Source organism: Fischerella muscicola PCC 7414 (assembly GCF_000317205.1).
Taxonomy (GTDB): domain Bacteria; phylum Cyanobacteriota; class Cyanobacteriia; order Cyanobacteriales; family Nostocaceae; genus Fischerella; species Fischerella muscicola.
Genome location: NZ_AJLK01000180.1, coordinates 32,925 through 53,666, shown reverse-complemented (window position 1 = coordinate 53,666; position 20,742 = coordinate 32,925). Strand labels below are relative to the sequence as shown.

Here is a 20,742-nt window from a genome sequence, read left to right as displayed (position 1 = left end):
ATTAGCAAAATACCTGTAAGCGATCGCCCAATTGAAAACCCTAAGGACTAGTAAAGTCGACTACAAAGTTAAACATTATTAACGTAGAAGTTTTCGCAGAATCAATGTTGTTGAATTTGTTGGTTGGGTTGGTGCTACACCAGGTTTTGATGGAGTGAATATTATTGGATTTGGTTTGATAACTGATAACTGACTTTGCGCTTTGTCCCGTGCTTGGATAGCTTGCTGATAGTCTGGTTTGATTTTTATCGCTTGATTGTAAGAGGCGATCGCTTCTTGATAACGTTGTAAGTTAAATAGGGCATTACCTCTTGAAAACCAACTTTCGTAGTGTTGAGGATTGTAGCGTACGGCGCGGTTATATGAGGCGATCGCTTCTTCATATTTTTGCAAATTGTATAGCGAATTCCCCCGGTTATACCAAAGCTGATAATCGTTTCGTTTCAATTCAGCCGCTTGATCGTAAGCTGCTAAAGCTTCGTTGTATCTTTGCATTTGATGTTGCGACCAGCCTTTAGCATACCATGCTTCGTAATTCTTAGGAGTAATTTGAATAACTTGATTAAATGATTCAACTGCTTCAGGATAGCGTTGTAAGCTAATTAGAATATTACCTCTTGATAACCATGCTTGGTAATAATTTGGATTAGCTTGCACAGCCTTATCATAGGCAGTAAATGCATCTTGATAGCGTTGTAAATTAACTAAAGCATTGCCGCGATGATACCAAGCTTCGGCATAAATTGGTTTGATTTCCACAGCATTATCGTATGCTCCTACTGCTTCTTCGTAGCGTTTTAAATTTTGTAGTGTTAGCGCTTTATTGTACCAAGCTTTGTAATCATCTTTTTTAAGATTAATTGCTTGTTCATAAGCTGATATTGCTTCATCGTATCGCTTCAAACTGCTTAAAACCTCTCCTTTTGCAGTCCACACTTGAGGAGAGTTGTTTTCTAGTTGTAAAGCTTTATCAAAAGAGGCAATCGCTTCTTGATATCGTTGCAAATTTTTTAATATAAAACCTCTACCTATCCAAGCTTCTAAATAATCTGGCTGAATTTGAATTGCTCTATCATAAGCTGTAAGTGCTGCTTTGTATTCTTTTAACTTACTCAGCGTACTACCTTGTCCATTCCAAGCTTCAGCATAATCTGGTCGAATTTTTACCGCTTTTTCATATGCAGATAAAGCATCTTGATAGCGTTGTAATTCATAAAATGTATTGGCTTTCCTATATAATTCTGTAGCATTTACAGAATTAATACTATTTATAATGTATATAGATGCTCCTATCCCTAATCCTAATATGATTATTCCAGCTAATATTTTTTTTGTAATATTTTTTTGGCGTTTCTTATTTGTGATTGAGGGTTGATTGCTAACAGGAACACTTAATGCCACTGTTTGCAGATTCGGATTATGCAAATCTTTTAAAGCTTGTAAAGCGACAGTTGCTGATGGGTAGCGTTCACGAAAATCATAACGCACCGTTTTGTCTAAAAACTGAGCAAATTCTTGAGTTACTTCCGCATGATTTTGCCAGATAATTTCATTAGTTTCTGCATCTTTATCAAATTCTTCAGGAGATAAACCAGTGAGTGCTTGAATACCAAGAATACCGACAGCATAGATATCACTACTATATTTTGGGTTCCCTTGGGCTTGTTCCCCAGGAATATATCCAGGAGTCCCAATCGCAACGGTAAATTTAGTTTTAGCACTAGGATTAATTACCTGAGTTGTAATTTGTTTAACAGCCCCAAAATCAATTAAAACCAACTTACCATCTTGTTCTCTTCTCAGAAGATTATAGGGATTGACATCACGATGGATAACTTTTTGTTGATGGACAAAATCTAAAATTTTTAAAATTTCTTGCAACAGAGAAATTACTTGACCTTGGTTGAGGGGTTTTCCTGGTATGATTTCCTGACTAAGATTATGACCTTCAATAAATTCTTGTACAAGATAAAATTCTTCGTTTTCCTCAAAATATGCCAAAAGTTGGGGAATCTGATTGTGTGTACCTAATTTATACAAAACCTGGGCTTCCGTATCAAATAAACGTCTAGCTGTTTGCAAAGTTGTTGGATCTGTTGCTTGGGGTTTAAGTTTCTTAACAACACATTTAGGTTTACCAGGTAATTGAGTATCATAAGCGACGAAAGTTTCACCAAAACCTCCTCCTCCCAAATGGCTGATAATTTGGTATCTTCCAACAAGCATGTTTCCCAGCATTTGGTTTACCCTGTTGAATACGCTACGCTCTGATTCCAATCTTGCCACAGTTTTCTGACGCTGGTTAGTGATTAATGGATAGTGGTTAGTGGTTAGTGGTAAATAATCAACAAGTAACTCCTAACTTTTAACTACTAACTACTGTAGGCCGCGTGCATTTGTAGAAAAATATTTAGTTTTGAATTCAGTATACTCATACAAATGCTTCGCCCCTACCAACTAACAACTAACAACTAACAACTAACAACTAACAACTAACAACTTGCAATGATTCCTATCAGTGATAACCTTTTCATTAGTACGCGTAAAAAGCCGATAATTATTTACTGGTTGATTGGTATTAATATTCTTCTTTTTGTATGGGAATTAAAACTAGAAATTAGTGGAGAATTAGGTCTTTTTATTAATAATTGGGGTCTAATTCCAGCACAGATACATGGTGCGATCGCTAATTTATTAGCTGGTAATTCTGCTGCTGGAATTTTTCTGTTGTCACGTTCTCTCTCTCTACTCACAGCAATGTTTCTTCATGGCAGTTTTAGCCAAATTTTAGGTAATCTACTATTTTTATGGGTTTTTGGCAGAAATTTAGAAAATATTCTCGGTCATGGGCGATTTTTAGCATTTTATCTGATGTGTGGCATTCTGACAGGCATAATACAAATTCTTGCTGATCCCAACTTGACCATACCATTGATTGGTGCAAATGGTGCGATCACTTCTGTTTTAGGGGCGTATATCTTCAAATTTCCCAAAGTGAAAATAGACACTGTTATGCCTCTTTTAATTATATTTATCCCTATGCAAATACCAGCTATTTTCTACACAATTTGGTGGTTTGTACAACAATTATTTTATGGCATTGGTAGTTTAAATATTCCTGGTGGTGTCAACCCACTTAATAGTATTAATTACTGGGCACAGATTGCAGGCTTTATTATGGGTATGACTACAATGCGACAATTACAAAAACGATAAAAATATGATGACTCCAAAAACTCTGCTACCTAGTGCGCTTACCTTTGCGTGACTCTGCGTTCAAAAAATAATTATTTAATGCGTAATGAATAATATAAATGATATCCAAAACTTAGAACTTTAAAATATCCAAAGACTCTTCTATTTCTAAATCTAAAATACTTTCTTTGACCTTTTTATATTTTGCTAAATTACCTTCTGTATAATAAATTGATGTAGCTTTATGAAAATCTGCGATCGCTCCTTGTTTATCCCCTAAACAACAACGAGCGTTTCCACGATTATAATAGGCATCAGCGTCATTGCTATTAATTTTGAGCGTTTCTGTATAATCTGCGATCGCTCCTTCGTAATCTCCTAGATCATAACGAGCATTACCACGATTATAATAAGCATCGGCATCGTTAGAATTAATCTTTATTGCCTGGGTGTAATCTGCAATTGCTCCTTCGTAATCCCCCAAGTCTAAGCGAAAATCACCACGATTCTTATAAGCAATAAAATCATGGCACTTTAACTCGCTTGTTTGCAGAAAAACATCACCTCCTCCCTGATAATCCCCAATTTGCATATTTTTTAAATTTAGATCACCCCCTGGAAGAGGATACATTTTGCATACTTGGGTGTAATCTTCAATTGCCCCTTGTTTGTCTCCCAGATAGTAACGAATATCAGCACGATTTTTGTAAGCAATTACATCATTTGGATTAATTGTAATTGCCTGAGTATAATCTGCGATCGCTCCTTCGTAATCTCCTAACTGATAACGTGCTAAACCACTTTTATTGTAGGCTTTGATATAGTTAGGATTAATTGTAATTGCCTGAGTATAATCTGCGATCGCTCTTTCATAATTTCCTAATTGATAATGTGCCAAACCACGTTTATAGTATATCTCTGCATCATAAGGATAAAGTAGCAATGCTTGAGTGTAATTGATGATCGCATCATGATGCAGTCCTTTTTCACTGTATTCATCACCCAGTTTTAGATAAATTAAATTTAATTCTTCACTGGGAGAAATTTTGTTTGTATTTTTTACTGAATATAAAGAAGATTTTGTTAATGAATGATTGGGTAGTTTATAAATTGCTTCTGACTTCAATGTCTGTTTGTCTTGATAATTTGTAGAAGATTGCAAATGTTCTAAATACCCGCGTAAACCACCACCATAGAGTAGTTGTTCTATTCCAAAAGAAATTCTTCCAGTTTTTAGCTTAATCATTTGAGTTGGCAGAAAACCAGCTAAAAATAGGTGATACTCGGATTGTGCTTCATTCACTTCCTCTTGAATCAAAACGCAGACTACTGCTGAATTTTTTTCAACTTCTTCTGCACTAATAGACCATCTGACTTTATCCAAGCTACCGTAACGAGATTTCACTTCGATACCAATTGCTGGATTACCAGTCATCGTAAAGTCTGTTTTACCATCTCCGCCAATTCTTTTTTCGTAATCTACTTCTGTAATTAAATCAGCTAAGCGTTCTTTAACAACTTCTTCTCCTAATTTTCCTTTCAGATAGCTAATAAAAACATCACGAACTGGGGAAACACGTTTATATTTTTCTGCCATCTTCCAACAAAATTCTCTGAGAACTTTTAATCTTTCTCCAGAGATTATTGTTATTTCACTATATTGTCCCTCTGTTTGACAATGCAGCAGACAACCAGATGTTAACCTTTTGATGAAGTCTGATTGAAGCGATCGCAGTACGGTTATCCAATCCATTGATATTTCTGCGAATCTTTATGATCAGGTGATTTTATCTAAGATATCAAAATTGGACTAAATTTAATCAATAAAACCCCGCCCCTACTATTGAGGTTGGGGCAGGGTCATTTAATCATGGGCAATTCGACAATGATTCCTTAGAATCTATAACCAATTCCTAACATAATCCCTACATCTGTATCATCTACAAAAGTAGCATTCACAGCACCTGTGACCATAAATTGGGAAGATAAGGGATAATCTACACCTCCAGTGAGTAGTAAACCAAAATCAGTGTCGTCACCAGTTCCAATAGCTACACCAGCACCGAGATAAGGAGATATAACAGCATCACTTCCACCTATATCAGTGGGTCGGAAAGCAAAGTCATAGGTGATGGGAACTAAAAAGACAGTATCATCCCCAATTACTGCCCCTGGTCGTACTGAGAAATTGTTTGTCAGACCAAATTTGCTGGTTACTGCAAAGTTACCACTGCCAAGAGCCGTATTACCACCTAAACCAATGTTACCAGCAACGGCAACATAGTTTCTTTTCACTCTAGCAGCAGCACCTTCACCTTCCTTTTGCTCACCTTGTGCCAATTCTGGAGGAATCAAAACTTGGTTGATGACATGAATAACACCATTGGTAGCTTTAACATTCGGTTGAATAACACTTGCATTGTTGACTGCAATCTGATTATTTGCAGTATCAACTTTTACATTTACTGCTTCATCTTCCAAAGTTTTTACTTCACCAGATGTCAGCTTGTCAGCAGGTAGATCACCAGAAACTACGTGGTATCTCAAAATCTTGATTAACGTTTCTCTGTTTTCTGGTTGCTGTAACTGCTGTAGAACATCTGGAGGTAAAGCTGCGAATGCTTGGTCTGTAGGAGCAAAAACTGTATAGGGACCTGGCTGTCTCAAAGCATCTGCTAGACCTGCTGTCTTCAGCAAAGAAGTCAGAGTGTTGAAACTACCACTAGCCTCAGCGATGGAAACAATATCACCTGTAGTTTGAGGAGTACCACCCACAATATAATTTGCCGCTGCCACATTGCTAGGTAATGGTTGCACCTGTCCAAGTCTCACCAAAGCTTGATACAAAAGTGCAGCCGCATCCGCCCGCGTTAAGCCTCCTTGTGGATTGAGCGTTTTAACATCAGGATAGTTAACGACAAGATTAGCTTGTGTTGCAGCTGCCACCTGATTAACAGCATAGGACGGGATCTGCCCAGCATCTACATAGGTATTAGCAAGAGTTTGTTCTACAGAACCACTGGGAGTTAAATTGAGTCCACTGGCTACAGCAGTAATTGCATCTGCTTTGGAAACTGTTTGATTCGGTCCAAACAAGTTATTGGGATAACCTGACAAAAATCCAGCTTCATAAGCAGCCCTAATTGCAGGTGCTGCCCAAAAGTTAGCAGGCACATCTCTAAAGCCTTCTGCTGGTAGCTGCCTCACTGGATTCAGCGTAAAAGCTTTTTGGAACATAGCAGCAAGTTCAGCGCGGGTTACTGGTTGGTCTGGTTTGTATGTACCATCCGGATAACCAACAATTACATTTCTTGCAGCTAAGGCTTGAATAAATGGCAGCGCCCAATAATCTGCTGGCACATCAGCAAAGCTAGGGGCTGTTGTAGCTGGTGCAGGCGTTGGAGTTGGGGTTGGAACCTGAGCTAATACAGGCGCGGAAATCATCATTGGAGTAGCTGTAGTAGCCGATATTCCCAGAGCTACTAATGCGCTACTTGTTAACGACCAACCAGATAAACTACGCATGAACACTTCCTCCTCAACAACACATCTCGAAAGTTTATCAAACTGGACTTTTACGTTGACTTAGATAGAGAAAATACAATGATTCTCGTTTTATTTGTGATGATATCAGTTGATTTTGTAAATGAAAACAGAACTTTTTGTTTTGACTTCTTTCAGAAGTTTTTTACCTCTAATTTCAAACATATCCATCAAAAATAATACTATTATATGTATAAATTTTTTCTGGTATTTGTTTGCAAGTATTTAAGATGCCCAGCCAATAAGTAGTTTCTTTGTTAGCTCAGTTACAAGCCATATCATCGATTGATGATGATCAAACTAGAAAGTGATGATGAATTACACCCTCTATACTAGGCAATTGATTTAGTCAAGACTTACCTATTTAATAATAATACCTGTTTTTGCGTGTCTGGGTAATATATCAAAAGCTAGGAGTAGATATCTACCCAAAGCAAGGGATGATAGGCGCTAAATGTCTGTTATGCTTCTACATATAAAGTAAAGTTATCCTTGTTCCAGCAACACAGTAGAATAATGGAACAGATTTGCTGTCTAATCTTAAATTTCTGTTCTCTAACTTCTTAAGTATTCAAAATTTAAAGTTAAGTAAAGGTTATCAAGCAACAAGTATATTTTTAATGCCAGAGTTTTAACCAATAGTGACTCATTATTGGAAAAATAAACATATAATAAACTCAGCCACTTTCAAAGTATTAATAGCCCTGAGGCTAGGGTTAGCAGAAGGTGTATTCATATAATTTAAGATTTGGTACATGCAAATTCCAGGTATTTAGAAACTACAAGGTAAGCCAACTGCTATGTTTCCAAACTGTCTTTATATCTCACCTAAGTGCCTAAGCTTTTTGACTCCCATGCCCAAGAAAGATATTTTTTCACCAACTTAATACAACTAAGATATCTGTCTTATCTATCCTAAGAGGTAGAGGAAGTATTCTCAATTACAAACTTTCTTAGTTTTTATTGCTAACGCTGCTTAGTTCATAATTAAAAACAAAAGGCTTTAAATTTTGTGATCAATCGTTACAAGATTTAACTAGTAATGATGGTTATTTATTTTTATGGATAAACAAGGAGATAATTTATGGTAGATACTGCTGTTAAATACAACATAGAGTATATTAGGGAAAAAGCACTTCAGCTTGTTAAGCAGAGACTGATTCAACGTAACCAACCTATTTACGTATTATGTAAATATATTCCTTACCGTGATTGGTTATGTGTAGAGCTTGAATTAGAAAGAAATGAATTTTTGCTCAGAGACTGCATTATTGATTTGCTAAGTCGTGAAAATTGGTCAGAAGGCCAATAATTGATTGAAATAATATTTTGCCCAACAAGTGAAAACGTAAAATAATTTAAAAGCTAATATTTAGTGAAAGATAACTCTGTTTGATTTTGCGATCGCCTCGTATATTAAAACAAGTTATAAATTAGAGAATCTGGACTATTTAGCAACAGTCCAGATTCTTTGCAATTAACTAAACCACTAGCTGTAGCTCACAAGGTGAACATCATGTATGCTTACTCTTGGAGCTATATATCTGAGTTGTTCAAATGTGTTTTTAATTCATTTCTAGTATCTGCTACTTCTGTTTGATGTTGTAAGTGAGGGATGGCTGGGCATTGGGAATATTAGCGGAAGAGTAATTAGCAATAACTAACAAAGGTAAGGTCAGAGTTAGCAAACCAATCACAGTTCCGATAATGTCTGCCAAACGATGGGGGGATGTGTCGTTTGAACTGGCAGACTCGCTGTTTGAATTCATAAAAAGTTTGTTTGATTACCTGATTTTGCATTTAGACTCTTTTCTCAAAGTCTAACTACTATTTTAGCTACTTTTTAACTGTAAATTTTCTCATCGTCAAGTACTGCATTTAGTTTGGGTAACTCTACTTTCTAATCTTGTGTAGCTGCAATACTTGATACTAATTTTATATGATAAATAATTTGCATAATTATGTAAATATTGTTGCTTGATTGGGTTGTTAAACTTTATCGTCGTTACATTGAGCATTTATTAAAACTGTAGCATAAAAAAGTACATTCATCAATTTTAGTGAAGTGAAATTATGTAGTTAACTATACATTTTTATAATAATGCAGCAATAAAAAAGGCTAAAAAATCCAACTTTTGATATTTTTAGTTTGTTATATTTACTCATATTTATACCGTAGCAATACTAGAAATATATTCACCTTTTGTAGATTTGTAAGTACTAGTACTGAAGACTTTTCACAAGTTGACAGAGTTTAGGAGAGTAAACACTTTTATCCACAAATTTACAGTCAATATATATAGGATAATGTTTGATATTTAGTGAGTTCAATCAGTGATTTTACTCAATAAAAATTTAATCTCATCGAAAATCCTAAATAAAATATTCTTTATTCTCTATTTTGTCAATCTATAAATAGGTAGATAATAAATATTTCCTACTCAAGCAACTAATATATCTGTGCTTAGCAGTCAATTCCCAAACAAAAATTAGCATGATTGTTAGCAATTATATCAAGTCCGGCTAATTACTTACGACATAAAGCTTGGGCATTGGGCATGGAAAAATCATCAGTATCTTAATTACCAATTACCAACCTTCACAGATATGATAAGTCCTCAAACGGACATGATATTTAGTTCAGGAAAAACATTAAACTAAAAAAACCGCCACTAGTAGAGTAGGGCGGTCTGGTTAAGCAATCGGAGGGTATTTTCAGCTTACTGTGCCAGTTTTGAAATTGCTGTAGCAGAGTTTGCACTTGCTATATTTAACCTCTAACGTAAGCGCTGAGTGGTTCTTTGATAAACTTGATGTAGAGGTGTTTGAACGTAGACTTAATCACGCGAGGCATACCAAAATCAATGGGAACGAACTTGTCTGGTAATCGCCAATCATTTATCCGTAGTGACTCAGGACTTAAATAAGGATAGTGGATAGCGTTGAGGTTCGGACAGACTCCCAGACGCATAGATGCAGCAACAGTAGGTACTTCTGTGGCTGGGACATTAAGTATCTCTACCATAGCTCGATCTAAGGCAAATACATCCGGTGATGCGCCTAAAATACCCAAAGAACGAGGTTCACCGCCACTAGGGCCATTGCCTTCATGACCGATAATACCGTCTAATATGGTTAAATTCGGGTTAATTGCTCTAGCAGTTTCTACTAACATTTCCCCGAACCTGTTGGCATCTTTTCCTGCTTCCATGTGCCACCAAGCTTTCATTTTGCCAGGAACACAACCAAACAAGTTTTTTACACCCAAGGTAAGTACTAATTGGACATGAGATTTGACTTTGGGTAGATTGATTACTACATCTGCTTCCATCGCTTCTTTGGAGAGTAGCAGATGGTTAAACTCTTGACTAACTGTTTGGTAACGCACTCCATGAAAATCAATGATTGGAAGATTAAGTTCTTCTAAAATCTGTTGATAGCCATTAGCAACGGCAACTCCCCTGGCGCTACCAAAAGCAGGGCTATCACCTAAAAATGGTTTACCGCCAGCTTCAATTACCATCTGTGCCACTACATAAACTAATTGCGATCGCGTGGTACACTCTTTGCCAGGACGTGCGCCTGTGAGCAAATTGGGTTTAAGTAAAACACGATTCCCTGGTTTCACAAACCCTGTCATTCCTCCGAATGGTTCTAGCAGTGTTTCTAAAGAATCCCTTAAAACATCTGGTTCGTAAGAATTAGCTCGAATGAAACTAACGGTTGGTGTTTGCATATTTGTTGGTGGTTGGTGGTTAGTGGTTGATGGTTGATTGTTGGTAGTTGATTGTTGCTAGGTTCTCCAAACAACAAACAACAAACAACAAACAACGAACAACAATCAACAATTCCTATTCAAGCGGTAAAATTTGGCTCATTTGTTCCAGATTTAGAACTTTAGCCAATTCTGCTTCACTCATTAGTCCTTTTTCCAAAACAATCTGTCGTAGAGATTTGCCTGTCTCCAAGGATTCTTTTGCTACGGCTGCGGCATTCAAATAACCAATGTGAGTATTTAAAGCTGTTACTAAAGCTAAACTGCTTTCTGCATATGCCAAACAACGTTCCCTGTTGGCAGTAATTCCTTGAATGCAGCGTTGTGTGAGTGCAGCAATGGTATTACCGAGAATTTCGATACTGTGAATCAAGTTATAGGCAATCAGTGGCATCATCACATTCAATTCTAATTGTCCTGCTTGGGCTGCCAGTGCGATCGCACTGTCGTAACCCATCACCTGAAAACACACCATTGATGTCATCTCTGCCATCACAGGGTTATACTTGCCTGGCATAATTGAAGAACCAGGTTGTACTGGTGGAAGTTGAATTTCTTTTAAACCAGTTTTTGGCCCAGAATCCATCAATCGCAAGTCATGAGAGATTTTTACTAAATCTTGCGCTAAGTTACGTAACGCACCAGAAACATTGACAAATGGTGCCATACTCTGCATTGCCGCCATCAGATGAGAGGCAGGTTGTAGCGGACTATTGATAAGTTCTGCCAGAGTTGCTACCACACGGGCGCGATATTGGGGATGGGTGTTCAACCCCGTACCCGCCGCACTACCACCCAAACCCAGCACCATCAAATCCCCACTGGCAGTGTAAATCCGGTTTTGATGTTCTGTCAGAATGTGCGCCCAAGCACGGAAATTTTCACCCAACCGCACCGGCACAGCATCTTGCATGTGAGTTCTGCCAGAACGAACGATATCTTGAAACTCTGCTGCTTTTGCCTCCAAAGTTGCTATAGCCCCCTCCAAAGCCGGGTGCAGTGTTCTAGACAACGCCAATAAACCACCAATCCGAATTGCTGTGGGAATCACATCATTGGTAGACTGTCCGTAGTTAACGTGATCATTGGGACTAACACGCTTGTAGTTTCCTTTCTCATCGCCAAGAATTTCTAACGCCCGATTTGCTAATACTTCATTAACATTCATGTGATGGGAAGTACCAGCACCCGCTTGATAAACATCTACCACAAACTGATCACGGAACTTGCTAGCTAAAACTTCATCGGCAGCTTGGATTATTGCCTGGCTGATGTCTTGGGGAATACAACCCAGTTCACCATTCACTATAGCAGTAGCTTTTTTAATTAAAATACAAGCATCTACGTAAGTAGGTAAAGGACGAATACCGCTAATTGGGAAATTTTCTGTAGCGCGTACGGTTTGAATGCCGTAATAAACGCTACTGGAAATTTCGCGATCGCCCATCGAATCGCGTTCTATTCTGGATTGAGAATTTCTTTGTTGAGTCATAGTGATTTTGGTTTAACAATTGGTAATAGTAATTGGTAATTACGCCTAATGCGAATTAAAACTATGGCAAAAATCCTGTTTTGATAATCGAACACAGATGAACACAGATACACACTGATAATCTATCTGTGTGCATCGCCTTGCACGGTGTTCGTTAATTAAAATCAAATTCGGGAAAATTGCCAAAAAACCTTGTGTTGCTTCTTCAATTCCCATTAGACGTTAATTGGTAATCAGTAATTATTTTTCCATCACCTATTACTTATCACCTAATTTAAAATCCCATGACTTTACCCAACTGGATTACCTTTTCTCGCCTTTTAGGCTTGCCATTCCTCCTTTACGGCTTATATAACCCCACACCAACAGCTAGGTGGGTGTGTTTAGCAATTTTCCTGGTTGCAGCCGGTACTGATTGGCTAGATGGCTACTTAGCGCGCAAACTCAACCAAATTAGCGACTTAGGTAAATTTCTCGACCCCCTAGTCGATAAATTGTTAGTACTTGCGCCATTACTAGCATTAATTGAACTGGGGCAGGTTCCAGCTTGGGGAGTATTTTTGATACTAGCACGGGAGTTAGCGATCGCAGGCTGGCGTGTCAATCAAACCACAATTACCGGAGCGAATATTTGGGGTAAACTCAAAACTGTTAGTCAAATTATTGCGATCGCTCTTTTAATAGCACCCTTACCAGAAGTTTGGAAAATTCCCTCCCTCGTTGCTTTTTGGGTTTGTGTTACCTTCACCTTAATTTCTGGGGCGATTTATATTTTACCGCAAACAAATAGTGATTAAAAACAGAAGACAAAGCAATAGTAACCCAAACGAACAGATCCCCGACTTCTAGCCAATAATCTATCTGGAAAAGCAAACCTTACAAAGAAGTCGTGGATCTTAACGCCATGCGATCGCATTTTAGTTTTGATGGAAGCGCGATCGCTTTTGGATATAAATCTTAGGTTTCAGCATCAGTTGTTAAAATAGTTACTCCAATAGCTCATCACTATAGCCATTGTTCGCAATCATAAGCTTCCCCAAACTTATTGGGATTGGCAAGAATTCCCAGTACCCCAGAGTCGATAAAAACTATCATGATTGTGAATATAGTTTCTGTTCAGGAAGACGTTCTGCATCTATAATTTGTTTAAAGTTATCAAATATTTCTTCTCGCTGTCGTGATTCTGCTTGAGACATATTTTGATGGCGTTTTATGCGCTGTGCTAAGAGCGCTAATGCTCGCTGATTTTGTTGTAATTGCTGCTCTTTTTCCCATTCAGATTTCTTAGCAGTAACTACATCCTTATTTAATTGGAGCAGTTTTTTTAGAGCATCAGCATCTGTTGGCTCTAGATTAATTGGAGCAGGATAACCCTCTAAAATCAGATCATATCCATTATTACTTGTGGTCGTAACTGGGATGAGAGCAATAAAGCGAGCAATATTTAAGATTTTTCCACTCGGTAGTTCTACTGCTATATTCATTTCTATCCTTTAAATACAACTTGATATTACATGACATAGATTGCTTCTTGCTTTACAGTCTCACGAATTTGTGGTTTCAGAGCTTTCCAAGTCACTAAATCTACGCGAGTTCCCAACTGCTCATCTAGATATAATTTCACGTCCATGTAGCGGTCAAAAGTTATTGGTGGCTTTAAATCAACCAAAATATTTACATCGCTATCACCTTGAGCTTCATCTCTAGCTACAGAACCAAATAAAGCTAGGGAATTAACACCTAAAACTTTCAAATTTGTCTGGAGATTTTTTATAGTAGAAATTACCTGAACTCGTTTCATACAACTACACGCAAAAAGTGACTTTTTTGAGTTGATAGTGAATATAGTTTCTGTTCGGGGAGACGTTCTGCATCTATAAAAAGCAGTCAGATTCAACTCTGGATAAATTATGGCAGATTTTGCCATTTTGTGTCAGTCAATTATCGTAAACAAGGGTTATCGTGGAAAGGAGATAAAAGACTCAAAGAAGGATTGAAGCAAAGGAGATTTGTACAATTCTTTGAGTCAAACAATAAGATTTGAGCTTACAAACGTAATTATTAAGTAGCTATGAACTATATAGTTTGCAAAATTTCCTCATCCACAGAAAAATCAATTTCTGCCTTGTCCCGTCCAGACACCAAATAATCATTCTCGAAGGAGTCTTGCAGTCCAGAAATTAGATCATACTCAGGTTGCCAATCTAATTCTGTCATGGCTTTATTGACCGAAGCAAAAAAGTGCTGTGTTCTTAAAGGAAAAGCTTTACGCTTGCCGAAATCAAAGTTTTTCGGATCGTAATGGATGATTTTGATTTCATCCGGCGATTTACCAGCCGCTACAGCACAAGCACGCGCTAAACCATCAAAAGTGATAAAGCGATCGCCTGAAACATTATAAATTTGTCTGACTGCTCGAGAATTACCCAAAACTTTGGTCATTGCCGTTGCTAAGTCTTTGACATGGCCTAGCTGGGTGATATGTAAGCCATTTCCAGGGATCGGAATCGGGCGATCGCGCACAATTCTATCAAAAAACCAAGCTTCCAAATCGTTATAGTTCTTTGGCCCATAAATGTAAGTGGGACGAATAGAGGTAAAGGGAATTCCCTGTTGTGTTAGGTAAGCTTCTGTTTCATGTTTACCTTTGTGGCGACTTTTCGGATCAACTGCATCACCTTCAATATGAGGCATTTGGTCTGATTTGAGGTATACCCCAGCAGAACTCATGTAGATAAAATTTTGCACGCGGTCTTGAAAAATTTCTGCAAGTGGTTGAGTATCAGTAAGTTCCCGCCCGTTATTGTCAAAGATGGCATCAAAATTCTCTTTAGAAAGTTTTTGTTTTAATTGGGTGGCGTCAGTGCGATCGCCTGTAATTTGTCCTACACCCTCAACTGGTAACGGACGATTCCCACGATTGAAAAGTACTACCTCGTGTCCTTGCTGTACCAGCAGTTGAGTCAGGTAGACGCCAATGAATCGAGTACCACCCACAATTAGAATTCGCATAAATCCCCAATTTTTATGTCACTTGTCATTTTAGGGGCTAGGAAATGGGGACTAGGGATTAGGGACTAGGGATTAGGGATTAGGATTATATCCAATCCCTAATACCCGATCCCCGATCCCCGATCACCAATCCCCAATCCCTGATCTGAGGTTATCAGCTTGTGGAACCTATTTTGAGAAGATAACGTCTTTGATTGGATATGGGGCATTTCCCATTTTCAATTACAACGGGAAACTTTTCAGTTAACCTCATTATTTACCTGTGTCGTTTTCTACCTATTAATTAAAGTTAGCTGTGCCCTTGAAATATGCTTTGGTGCATGAGTGGCTGACACCTAAAGCCACTGGCGGTTCAGAACTGGTCGTGCGGGAAATTCTGAACTATATTGATGCGGACTTATATGCCCTCATCGATTTTGAATCTCGTAACCCAGAAAGTTATTTATTTAAACGTCAGATTGGCACGACGTTTCTTCAACACTTCCCTTTTGCCCAAAAAGGTATACAAAAATACCTACCTTTTTTGCCATTAGCAATTGAACAACTCGATTTACGCGGGTATGATATTGTTCTTTCTTCATCCCATGCTGTTGCTAAAGGAGTTCTAACTTCTCCTGAACAGTTACATATCTGCTACTGTCACAGTCCCATGCGCTACGCTTGGGACTTAACATTTGATTATCTACATCAAAGCAAACTCGGTCGTGGTTTACCCGGTTGGATGACGCGATATTTGTTACATCAATTACGCATGTGGGATGTGCTGAGTGCAAATCGTGTTGATTATTTTATTGCTAATTCTCACCATACAGCTCGTCGCATTTGGCGTTGCTACCGACGGGAAGCAACTGTTATTTATCCACCTGTGAATATCGAAAATTTTTCTTTTTCTCCTGACAAACAAGACTTCTATTTAACTGTTTCCCGATTAGTTAGTTACAAACAAGTATCTCTAATTGTCAGCGCTTTCAACCAAATGCAAAAAAAATTAGTAGTAATAGGCACAGGCCCAGAAATGAAAAAAATTCGTAAAATAGCAAATTCAAATATACAAATTCTTGGGTGGCAGCCTGATGAGGTTGTCAAAAAATATATGGCTCATGCTAAAGGTTTTGTATATGCAGCTTGTGAAGATTTTGGCATTGCCTTAGTAGAAGCACAAGCTTGTGGTACGCCAGTGATTGCCTATGACGCTGGTGGCGCTAAAGAAACGGTACGGGATATCCGCACCTGGGGAGAAACAGGAACGGGTATATTGTTTGAGGAACAAAAAGAAGCATCCTTAATTGGAGCTATAGAAACTTTAGAAGCCTCTTACAGCAAATTTAATCCCGAATATGTTCGAGCGCACGCCGATCAATTTAAAAGGCAAATATTTGCCCAACGTTACTTAGAATTTTTACAGACGTGCATCGAAAAAAAATTCTCCAAGTGTATGTGAGGTCTGATTTTTGCAGAAGCTTTTGGAAAATTGCTCCCAGAAGCACCTGCGTTTAGCTTTAAGATTGGGACTATGTGTGGTGTGGATTATTAAGGAGTATGATGACTGCCCAGAGCTCACTCCTCTCCGGCAAGCGCTCACGTAGCGCATCCGGGACGGGGCGTTCTTTCACAGACAGCCCCTCTTTGCCTGAAAGACGTTCACCATCTGGTGAAGCCAGATTAACGTTAATTGGGCGATCGCGTACGTTCTTAAAACGCGGTCAACCAGCAAAGACGCCTAGAAGTCTGTCTTTTCAGGCTCTCAACGGAGAGTTTGCTAAACGACTATTTGATATTGTCTTTTCGCTTTCTGTATTAATTTTGTTTTCTCCCGTTTATTTAGTTTTGGCCTTGTTGATTGCTTTAAGCTCAGAAGGCCCCATTTTTTATGTCCAAGAACGGGTTGGTAAAAACTACAAACCTTTCAATTGTATAAAATTCCGCACAATGGTAACGAATGCTGACGAAATTCTCATGCAAATGATGGATACATCGCCAGAGTTGCGGCAAGAGTTTGAAAACAATTTCAAGCTCAAACACGACCCCCGAATTACAACGATCGGTAAATTTTTACGAATTACCAGTTTGGACGAGTTTCCTCAATTTTGGAACGTTCTCAAAGGGGATATGAGTGTTGTCGGCCCACGACCATTAGTTGCGGAAGAATTACCAAAATACGGTTATTACATTGATCAGATTTTAACTATCCGACCTGGAATAACTGGATTATGGCAAGTCTCTGGTCGCAATGACATTCCTTACCCTCGACGAGTCCAAATAGACCTGCATTATGTAAAATTTAGGAACTTTTGGCTCGATCTATGGATAGTTTTGAAAACGATTCGTGTGGTAATCATGCCTAAAGATAACGGAGCTTACTGAAAAATTAGCACACCCTGATTTTATGGGGCAGTTAATGCCCCAAATGCACAAAAAATGACTCATACCTATTTTGGATTTTACCCAACAGGATTTTAGATTGGGGGTCTTTGCTAAAAGGCTATTCCAGGAATCTCAAACAATACTAACTATCACAATTTGCTTTCATAGAAAAACTTGGATTTAAAAATTGGATAGTTTATATTTATAATTGGGAATAAATTGGGAATAAATATTTAGTCATAAAATCAATGTAGTTTTCACTCTGAATTGTCTGTTTTATTTCAGCTTGATAAATTCTTCATAATTTCAAAAATATATAAACTTTTAGTAAAAAAATTTAGAAAAGATAAACAGTATCAAAAATTTTTATCTGTTTTGATTACAAAAGTACCTGAAAATAATTTAAAATCAGCATATTTACTGAGGTTAACTAACATAGAAGCAAGGAAACTCGTAGGTTTCCCATTGGGCAATTAAGCAAATTATTGCTAAGTTGTACCAGGTCGCCTGTATCAATAATCATCAGAAACGACAAGGGATAATTGAGCATGACGCAACAAAAGCGAGCGTTGATTACTGGTATTACCGGTCAAGATGGTTCCTACCTAAGTGAATTTTTACTCGAACAAGGTTACGAAGTTCATGGCATTATTCGCCGGACTTCCACATTCAACACAGACCGCATTGATCATATTTATGAAGACCCTCATAAAGAGGGAGTGCGGTTATTTCTTCACTATGGGGATCTGACAGACGGTACTACACTGCGCCGCATCTTAGAAGAAGTCCAGCCAACAGAAATTTACAATTTGGGCGCTCAATCCCATGTAAGGGTCAGCTTTGATGCACCAGAGTATACAGTTGATGCAGTGGGAATGGGAACACTGCGTCTTTTGGAAGCAATCCGCGACTATCAAGGCCGTACAGGTATTCAGGTGCGCTTCTACCAGGCTGGCTCTTCAGAAATGTTTGGTTTGGTACAAGAAGTACCCCAAAAGGAAACTACGCCTTTTTATCCCCGCAGTCCCTATGCCTGTGCTAAGGTTTATGCCCACTGGCAAACAGTAAACTACCGGGAATCTTACGGCTTATTCGCGTGTAACGGTATTCTTTTTAATCATGAATCACCTAGACGGGGTGAAACCTTTGTCACACGTAAAATAACGATGGCAGTGGCCCGCATTTTTGCTGGTAGACAGAAAAAACTATATATGGGTAATCTGGATGCCAAGCGGGATTGGGGTTATGCCAAAGATTACGTCAAAGCAATGTGGATGATGTTGCAGCAAGACGAACCTGACGACTACGTAATTGCCACTGGTGAAACCCATACAGTCCGGGAGTTCCTAGAACTGGCGTTTGGTTATGTAAATCTCAATTGGCAAGATCATGTGGAATTTGACCCACGCTATCTCCGCCCAGCAGAAGTAGACTTGTTGATAGGTGATCCGACAAAAGCGCAACAAAAATTGGGCTGGAAGCCTTCAGTAACATTTGAGGAACTAGTTTCCTTAATGGTGGAAGCAGACTTACAAGCTTTAGGTTTAACTTCTCCCAACGGGAAATTAGCAAACGCAATTATGGATAATGCCATGATTCGGCAAGAAGTAGGGGTGCTGCATCTGTGAACAAGATCCACGAGGACAAAAGATGAATGCCTTGGAACTCAAAGATAAACGCATTCTTGTAACTGGAGGTACTGGTTTTCTGGGACGTCAGGTAGTCAACCAGTTATACAAAGCTGGAGCTAATCCAGAAAAAATTACATTACCGCGATCGCGTGATTGTGATTTACGCCTGATGGAAAACTGCCAGCGTGCAGTTGATCAACAAGATATTGTCATTCACTTAGCAGCCCATGTCGGCGGTATTGGTCTCAATCGAGAAAAACCCGCCGAGTTATTTTACGACAACTTGATGATGGGAACCCAGCTAATTCATGCTGCTTATCAAGCTGGCGTAGAAAAATTCGTTTGCGTGGGTACTATTTGTGCCTATCCCAAATTTACCCCAGTACCATTCAAAGAAGATGACCTATGGAATGGCTACCCCGAGGAAACTAATGCCCCTTACGGCGTAGCCAAAAAAGCCCTTTTAGTCCAACTGCAAGCTTATCGCCAACAGTATGGCTTTAACGGCATTTATCTTTTGCCAGTGAATTTATATGGTCCAGAAGATAACTTTGATCCCAGAAGTTCCCATGTTATCCCAGCTTTAATTCGCAAAGTTTACGAAGCCCAAATTAAGGGAGAAAAGCAAATCCCTGTTTGGGGTGATGGTAGTCCTACCCGCGAGTTTCTCTATTCAGAAGATGCAGCGCGGGGTATTGTCATGGGTACGCAATACTATAACGACCCAGAACCCGTGAACCTGGGAACTGGTTACGAAATCTCCATTCGTGACTTGATTAACTTAATTTGTGAATTGATGGGGTACGAAGGTGAAATTGTTTGGGAAACCGACAAACCTAACGGTCAACCCCGCCGTTGTTTAGATATCGAAAGGGCAAAACAAACCTTTGGTTTTACTGCCCAGGTAGACTTCAAGCAAGGCTTGAAAAATACCATTGAATGGTGGCGTCAAAACGCTGCGTAAGTTCAGTCTGAGTTGAATTAAGCATAATAGAACCACAAAGACGCCAAGACACAAAGAATGTTACTTGGTGTCTTTGTGTTTATTTTTTTATAAATTATTTAATGGAAAAAACACAGCTACGCCGATCGCTTCTCAAGCAACGTCAATCAATGTCACTCACAGAATGGAAACAAAAAAGCGATCGCATTTGCACTAACCTTCTCAGTTCACCCCAGTTTACCCAAGCAAAAACAGTACTTGCTTATTTCAGCTTTCGTCAAGAACCTGATTTAAGTCCCTTATTGCAAAATACCCTTACCAAAATATGGGGAATGCCTCGCTGTGTCGGCGATTCTTTGTTATGGCATCAATGGACACCCAATAACTCAGTACAAATTGGGGCATACGGCATTCCCGAACCTCATCCCAATGCTCCAATTCTAAGCTATGAGCAAGTAGATTTAATCCTTGTGCCTTGTGTCGCATGTGACCAACAAGGCTATCGCTTGGGTTACGGTGGGGGATATTACGATCGCTTATTTGCTGCACCTGAGTGGACAAATAAATTCACTATTGGCATTGTCTTTGATTTTGCTTATTTATCCCAATTACCAATAGACCCGTGGGACAAACCTTTACATGCTGTTTGTACAGAAACAAAGTTGGTTGTTAGTTGTTAGTGGTTAGTGGTTAGTGGTTGTAGAGACGCGCCATGGCGCGTCTCTATATAGGTTAGTGGTTAGTTGTTGGTTGTTGGTTGTTAATTTGCTCCCTTGTTTCCCTTGTC

General features: G+C 38.7%; 17 protein-coding genes. 8 read left to right on the top strand and 9 right to left on the bottom strand.

Annotated elements, in window-relative coordinates:
- Window positions 1–78 precede the first annotated feature (78 nt).
- On the bottom strand, window positions 79–2,238 hold the full coding sequence (locus UYI_RS0128450; protein ID WP_016870089.1) for a serine/threonine-protein kinase: 2,160 nt from the start codon (window positions 2,236–2,238) through the stop codon (window positions 79–81).
- A 267-nt stretch (window positions 2,239–2,505) separates the two neighbouring features.
- On the opposite strand from UYI_RS0128450, the gene UYI_RS0128445 reads away from it, so the two are divergent.
- Window positions 2,506–3,216 carry a rhomboid family intramembrane serine protease gene (locus tag UYI_RS0128445; RefSeq protein ID WP_016870088.1) on the top strand — a complete coding sequence of 237 codons (711 nt, stop codon included), beginning with the start codon at window positions 2,506–2,508 and terminating at the stop codon, window positions 3,214–3,216.
- A gap of 112 nt (window positions 3,217–3,328) precedes the next feature.
- Here UYI_RS0128445 and UYI_RS0128440 read toward each other — a convergent pair whose 3' ends face one another.
- Both UYI_RS0128440 and UYI_RS0128435 read right to left on the bottom strand, forming a co-directional pair.
- Window positions 3,329–4,948: a tetratricopeptide repeat protein gene (locus UYI_RS0128440; protein ID WP_026086232.1), complete on the bottom strand. Its 1,620-nt coding sequence runs from the start codon at window positions 4,946–4,948 to the stop codon at window positions 3,329–3,331.
- A gap of 140 nt (window positions 4,949–5,088) precedes the next feature.
- Window positions 5,089–6,720: a fasciclin domain-containing protein gene (locus UYI_RS0128435; RefSeq protein WP_016870086.1), complete on the bottom strand. Its 1,632-nt coding sequence runs from the start codon at window positions 6,718–6,720 to the stop codon at window positions 5,089–5,091.
- A gap of 1,102 nt (window positions 6,721–7,822) precedes the next feature.
- Here UYI_RS0128435 and UYI_RS0128430 point away from each other — a divergent pair.
- A complete protein-coding gene (locus UYI_RS0128430; RefSeq protein ID WP_016870085.1) occupies window positions 7,823–8,050 on the top strand; it encodes a DUF4327 family protein in 228 nt (75 codons plus the stop codon).
- A gap of 274 nt (window positions 8,051–8,324) precedes the next feature.
- Here the strand turns inward: UYI_RS0128430 and UYI_RS0128425 are convergent, their stop codons facing one another.
- From UYI_RS0128425 to UYI_RS0128415, 3 genes are all read right to left on the bottom strand, one after another.
- The gene (locus UYI_RS0128425; protein WP_016870084.1) at window positions 8,325–8,507 is read right to left on the bottom strand and encodes a hypothetical protein; all 183 of its coding nucleotides are present in this window, start codon (window positions 8,505–8,507) and stop codon (window positions 8,325–8,327) included.
- 1,001 nt (window positions 8,508–9,508) lie between these two features.
- Complete coding sequence (locus UYI_RS0128420) at window positions 9,509–10,474, bottom strand: DUF362 domain-containing protein (RefSeq protein WP_016870083.1); 966 nt, start codon at window positions 10,472–10,474, stop codon at window positions 9,509–9,511.
- A gap of 115 nt (window positions 10,475–10,589) precedes the next feature.
- On the bottom strand, window positions 10,590–12,005 hold the full coding sequence (locus UYI_RS0128415; protein WP_016870082.1) for an aspartate ammonia-lyase: 1,416 nt from the start codon (window positions 12,003–12,005) through the stop codon (window positions 10,590–10,592).
- A gap of 284 nt (window positions 12,006–12,289) precedes the next feature.
- On the opposite strand from UYI_RS0128415, the gene pgsA reads away from it, so the two are divergent.
- Entirely contained in the window at window positions 12,290–12,802 is a 513-nt protein-coding gene (pgsA, locus tag UYI_RS0128410) for a CDP-diacylglycerol--glycerol-3-phosphate 3-phosphatidyltransferase (protein WP_016870081.1), read from the top strand.
- A 294-nt stretch (window positions 12,803–13,096) separates the two neighbouring features.
- On the opposite strand, the gene UYI_RS0128400 is transcribed toward pgsA, so the two are convergent.
- From UYI_RS0128400 to UYI_RS0128390, 3 genes are all read right to left on the bottom strand, one after another.
- Window positions 13,097–13,489, bottom strand: a complete 393-nt coding sequence (locus tag UYI_RS0128400) for a hypothetical protein (protein WP_016870079.1) — start codon at window positions 13,487–13,489, stop codon at window positions 13,097–13,099.
- A gap of 26 nt (window positions 13,490–13,515) precedes the next feature.
- A complete protein-coding gene (locus UYI_RS0128395) occupies window positions 13,516–13,806 on the bottom strand; it encodes a nucleotidyltransferase family protein (protein ID WP_016870078.1) in 291 nt (96 codons plus the stop codon).
- 275 nt (window positions 13,807–14,081) lie between these two features.
- A complete protein-coding gene (locus UYI_RS0128390) occupies window positions 14,082–15,017 on the bottom strand; it encodes an NAD-dependent epimerase/dehydratase family protein (protein WP_016870077.1) in 936 nt (311 codons plus the stop codon).
- A gap of 295 nt (window positions 15,018–15,312) precedes the next feature.
- On the opposite strand from UYI_RS0128390, the gene UYI_RS0128385 reads away from it, so the two are divergent.
- The 5 genes from UYI_RS0128385 to UYI_RS0128365 all read left to right on the top strand — a co-directional run bounded on the left by UYI_RS0128385 (window position 15,313) and on the right by UYI_RS0128365 (window position 20,635).
- On the top strand, window positions 15,313–16,458 hold the full coding sequence (locus tag UYI_RS0128385) for a glycosyltransferase (protein WP_026086231.1): 1,146 nt from the start codon (window positions 15,313–15,315) through the stop codon (window positions 16,456–16,458).
- Between the two features lie 101 nt (window positions 16,459–16,559).
- On the top strand, window positions 16,560–17,381 hold the full coding sequence (locus tag UYI_RS0128380; protein ID WP_016870075.1) for a sugar transferase: 822 nt from the start codon (window positions 16,560–16,562) through the stop codon (window positions 17,379–17,381).
- Window positions 17,382–17,929: 548 nt separating this feature from the next.
- Window positions 17,930–19,009: a GDP-mannose 4,6-dehydratase gene (gene gmd / locus UYI_RS0128375; RefSeq protein WP_016870074.1), complete on the top strand. Its 1,080-nt coding sequence runs from the start codon at window positions 17,930–17,932 to the stop codon at window positions 19,007–19,009.
- Between the two features lie 22 nt (window positions 19,010–19,031).
- Window positions 19,032–19,976: a GDP-L-fucose synthase family protein gene (locus UYI_RS0128370; protein ID WP_016870073.1), complete on the top strand. Its 945-nt coding sequence runs from the start codon at window positions 19,032–19,034 to the stop codon at window positions 19,974–19,976.
- A 101-nt stretch (window positions 19,977–20,077) separates the two neighbouring features.
- Window positions 20,078–20,635 (top strand): 5-formyltetrahydrofolate cyclo-ligase, encoded by a 558-nt coding sequence (locus tag UYI_RS0128365; RefSeq protein WP_026086230.1) that lies wholly within the window; start codon window positions 20,078–20,080, stop codon window positions 20,633–20,635.
- Window positions 20,636–20,742 lie beyond the last annotated feature (107 nt).

Coding starts and splice junctions, on each gene's coding strand:
- UYI_RS0128395 (WP_016870078.1), bottom strand. CDS start 13,806: ATGAAACGAGTTCAGGTAATTTCTACTATAAAAAATCTCCAGACAAAT.
- UYI_RS0128430 (WP_016870085.1), top strand. CDS start 7,823: ATGGTAGATACTGCTGTTAAATACAACATAGAGTATATTAGGGAAAAA.
- UYI_RS0128435 (WP_016870086.1), bottom strand. CDS start 6,720: ATGCGTAGTTTATCTGGTTGGTCGTTAACAAGTAGCGCATTAGTAGCT.
- UYI_RS0128380 (WP_016870075.1), top strand. CDS start 16,560: ATGACTGCCCAGAGCTCACTCCTCTCCGGCAAGCGCTCACGTAGCGCA.
- UYI_RS0128445 (WP_016870088.1), top strand. CDS start 2,506: ATGATTCCTATCAGTGATAACCTTTTCATTAGTACGCGTAAAAAGCCG.
- UYI_RS0128420 (WP_016870083.1), bottom strand. CDS start 10,474: ATGCAAACACCAACCGTTAGTTTCATTCGAGCTAATTCTTACGAACCA.
- UYI_RS0128370 (WP_016870073.1), top strand. CDS start 19,032: ATGAATGCCTTGGAACTCAAAGATAAACGCATTCTTGTAACTGGAGGT.
- pgsA (WP_016870081.1), top strand. CDS start 12,290: ATGACTTTACCCAACTGGATTACCTTTTCTCGCCTTTTAGGCTTGCCA.
- UYI_RS0128415 (WP_016870082.1), bottom strand. CDS start 12,005: ATGACTCAACAAAGAAATTCTCAATCCAGAATAGAACGCGATTCGATG.
- UYI_RS0128390 (WP_016870077.1), bottom strand. CDS start 15,017: ATGCGAATTCTAATTGTGGGTGGTACTCGATTCATTGGCGTCTACCTG.
- UYI_RS0128400 (WP_016870079.1), bottom strand. CDS start 13,489: ATGAATATAGCAGTAGAACTACCGAGTGGAAAAATCTTAAATATTGCT.
- UYI_RS0128425 (WP_016870084.1), bottom strand. CDS start 8,507: ATGAATTCAAACAGCGAGTCTGCCAGTTCAAACGACACATCCCCCCAT.
- UYI_RS0128440 (WP_026086232.1), bottom strand. CDS start 4,948: ATGGATTGGATAACCGTACTGCGATCGCTTCAATCAGACTTCATCAAA.
- UYI_RS0128365 (WP_026086230.1), top strand. CDS start 20,078: ATGGAAAAAACACAGCTACGCCGATCGCTTCTCAAGCAACGTCAATCA.
- gmd (WP_016870074.1), top strand. CDS start 17,930: ATGACGCAACAAAAGCGAGCGTTGATTACTGGTATTACCGGTCAAGAT.
- UYI_RS0128450 (WP_016870089.1), bottom strand. CDS start 2,238: ATGCTGGGAAACATGCTTGTTGGAAGATACCAAATTATCAGCCATTTG.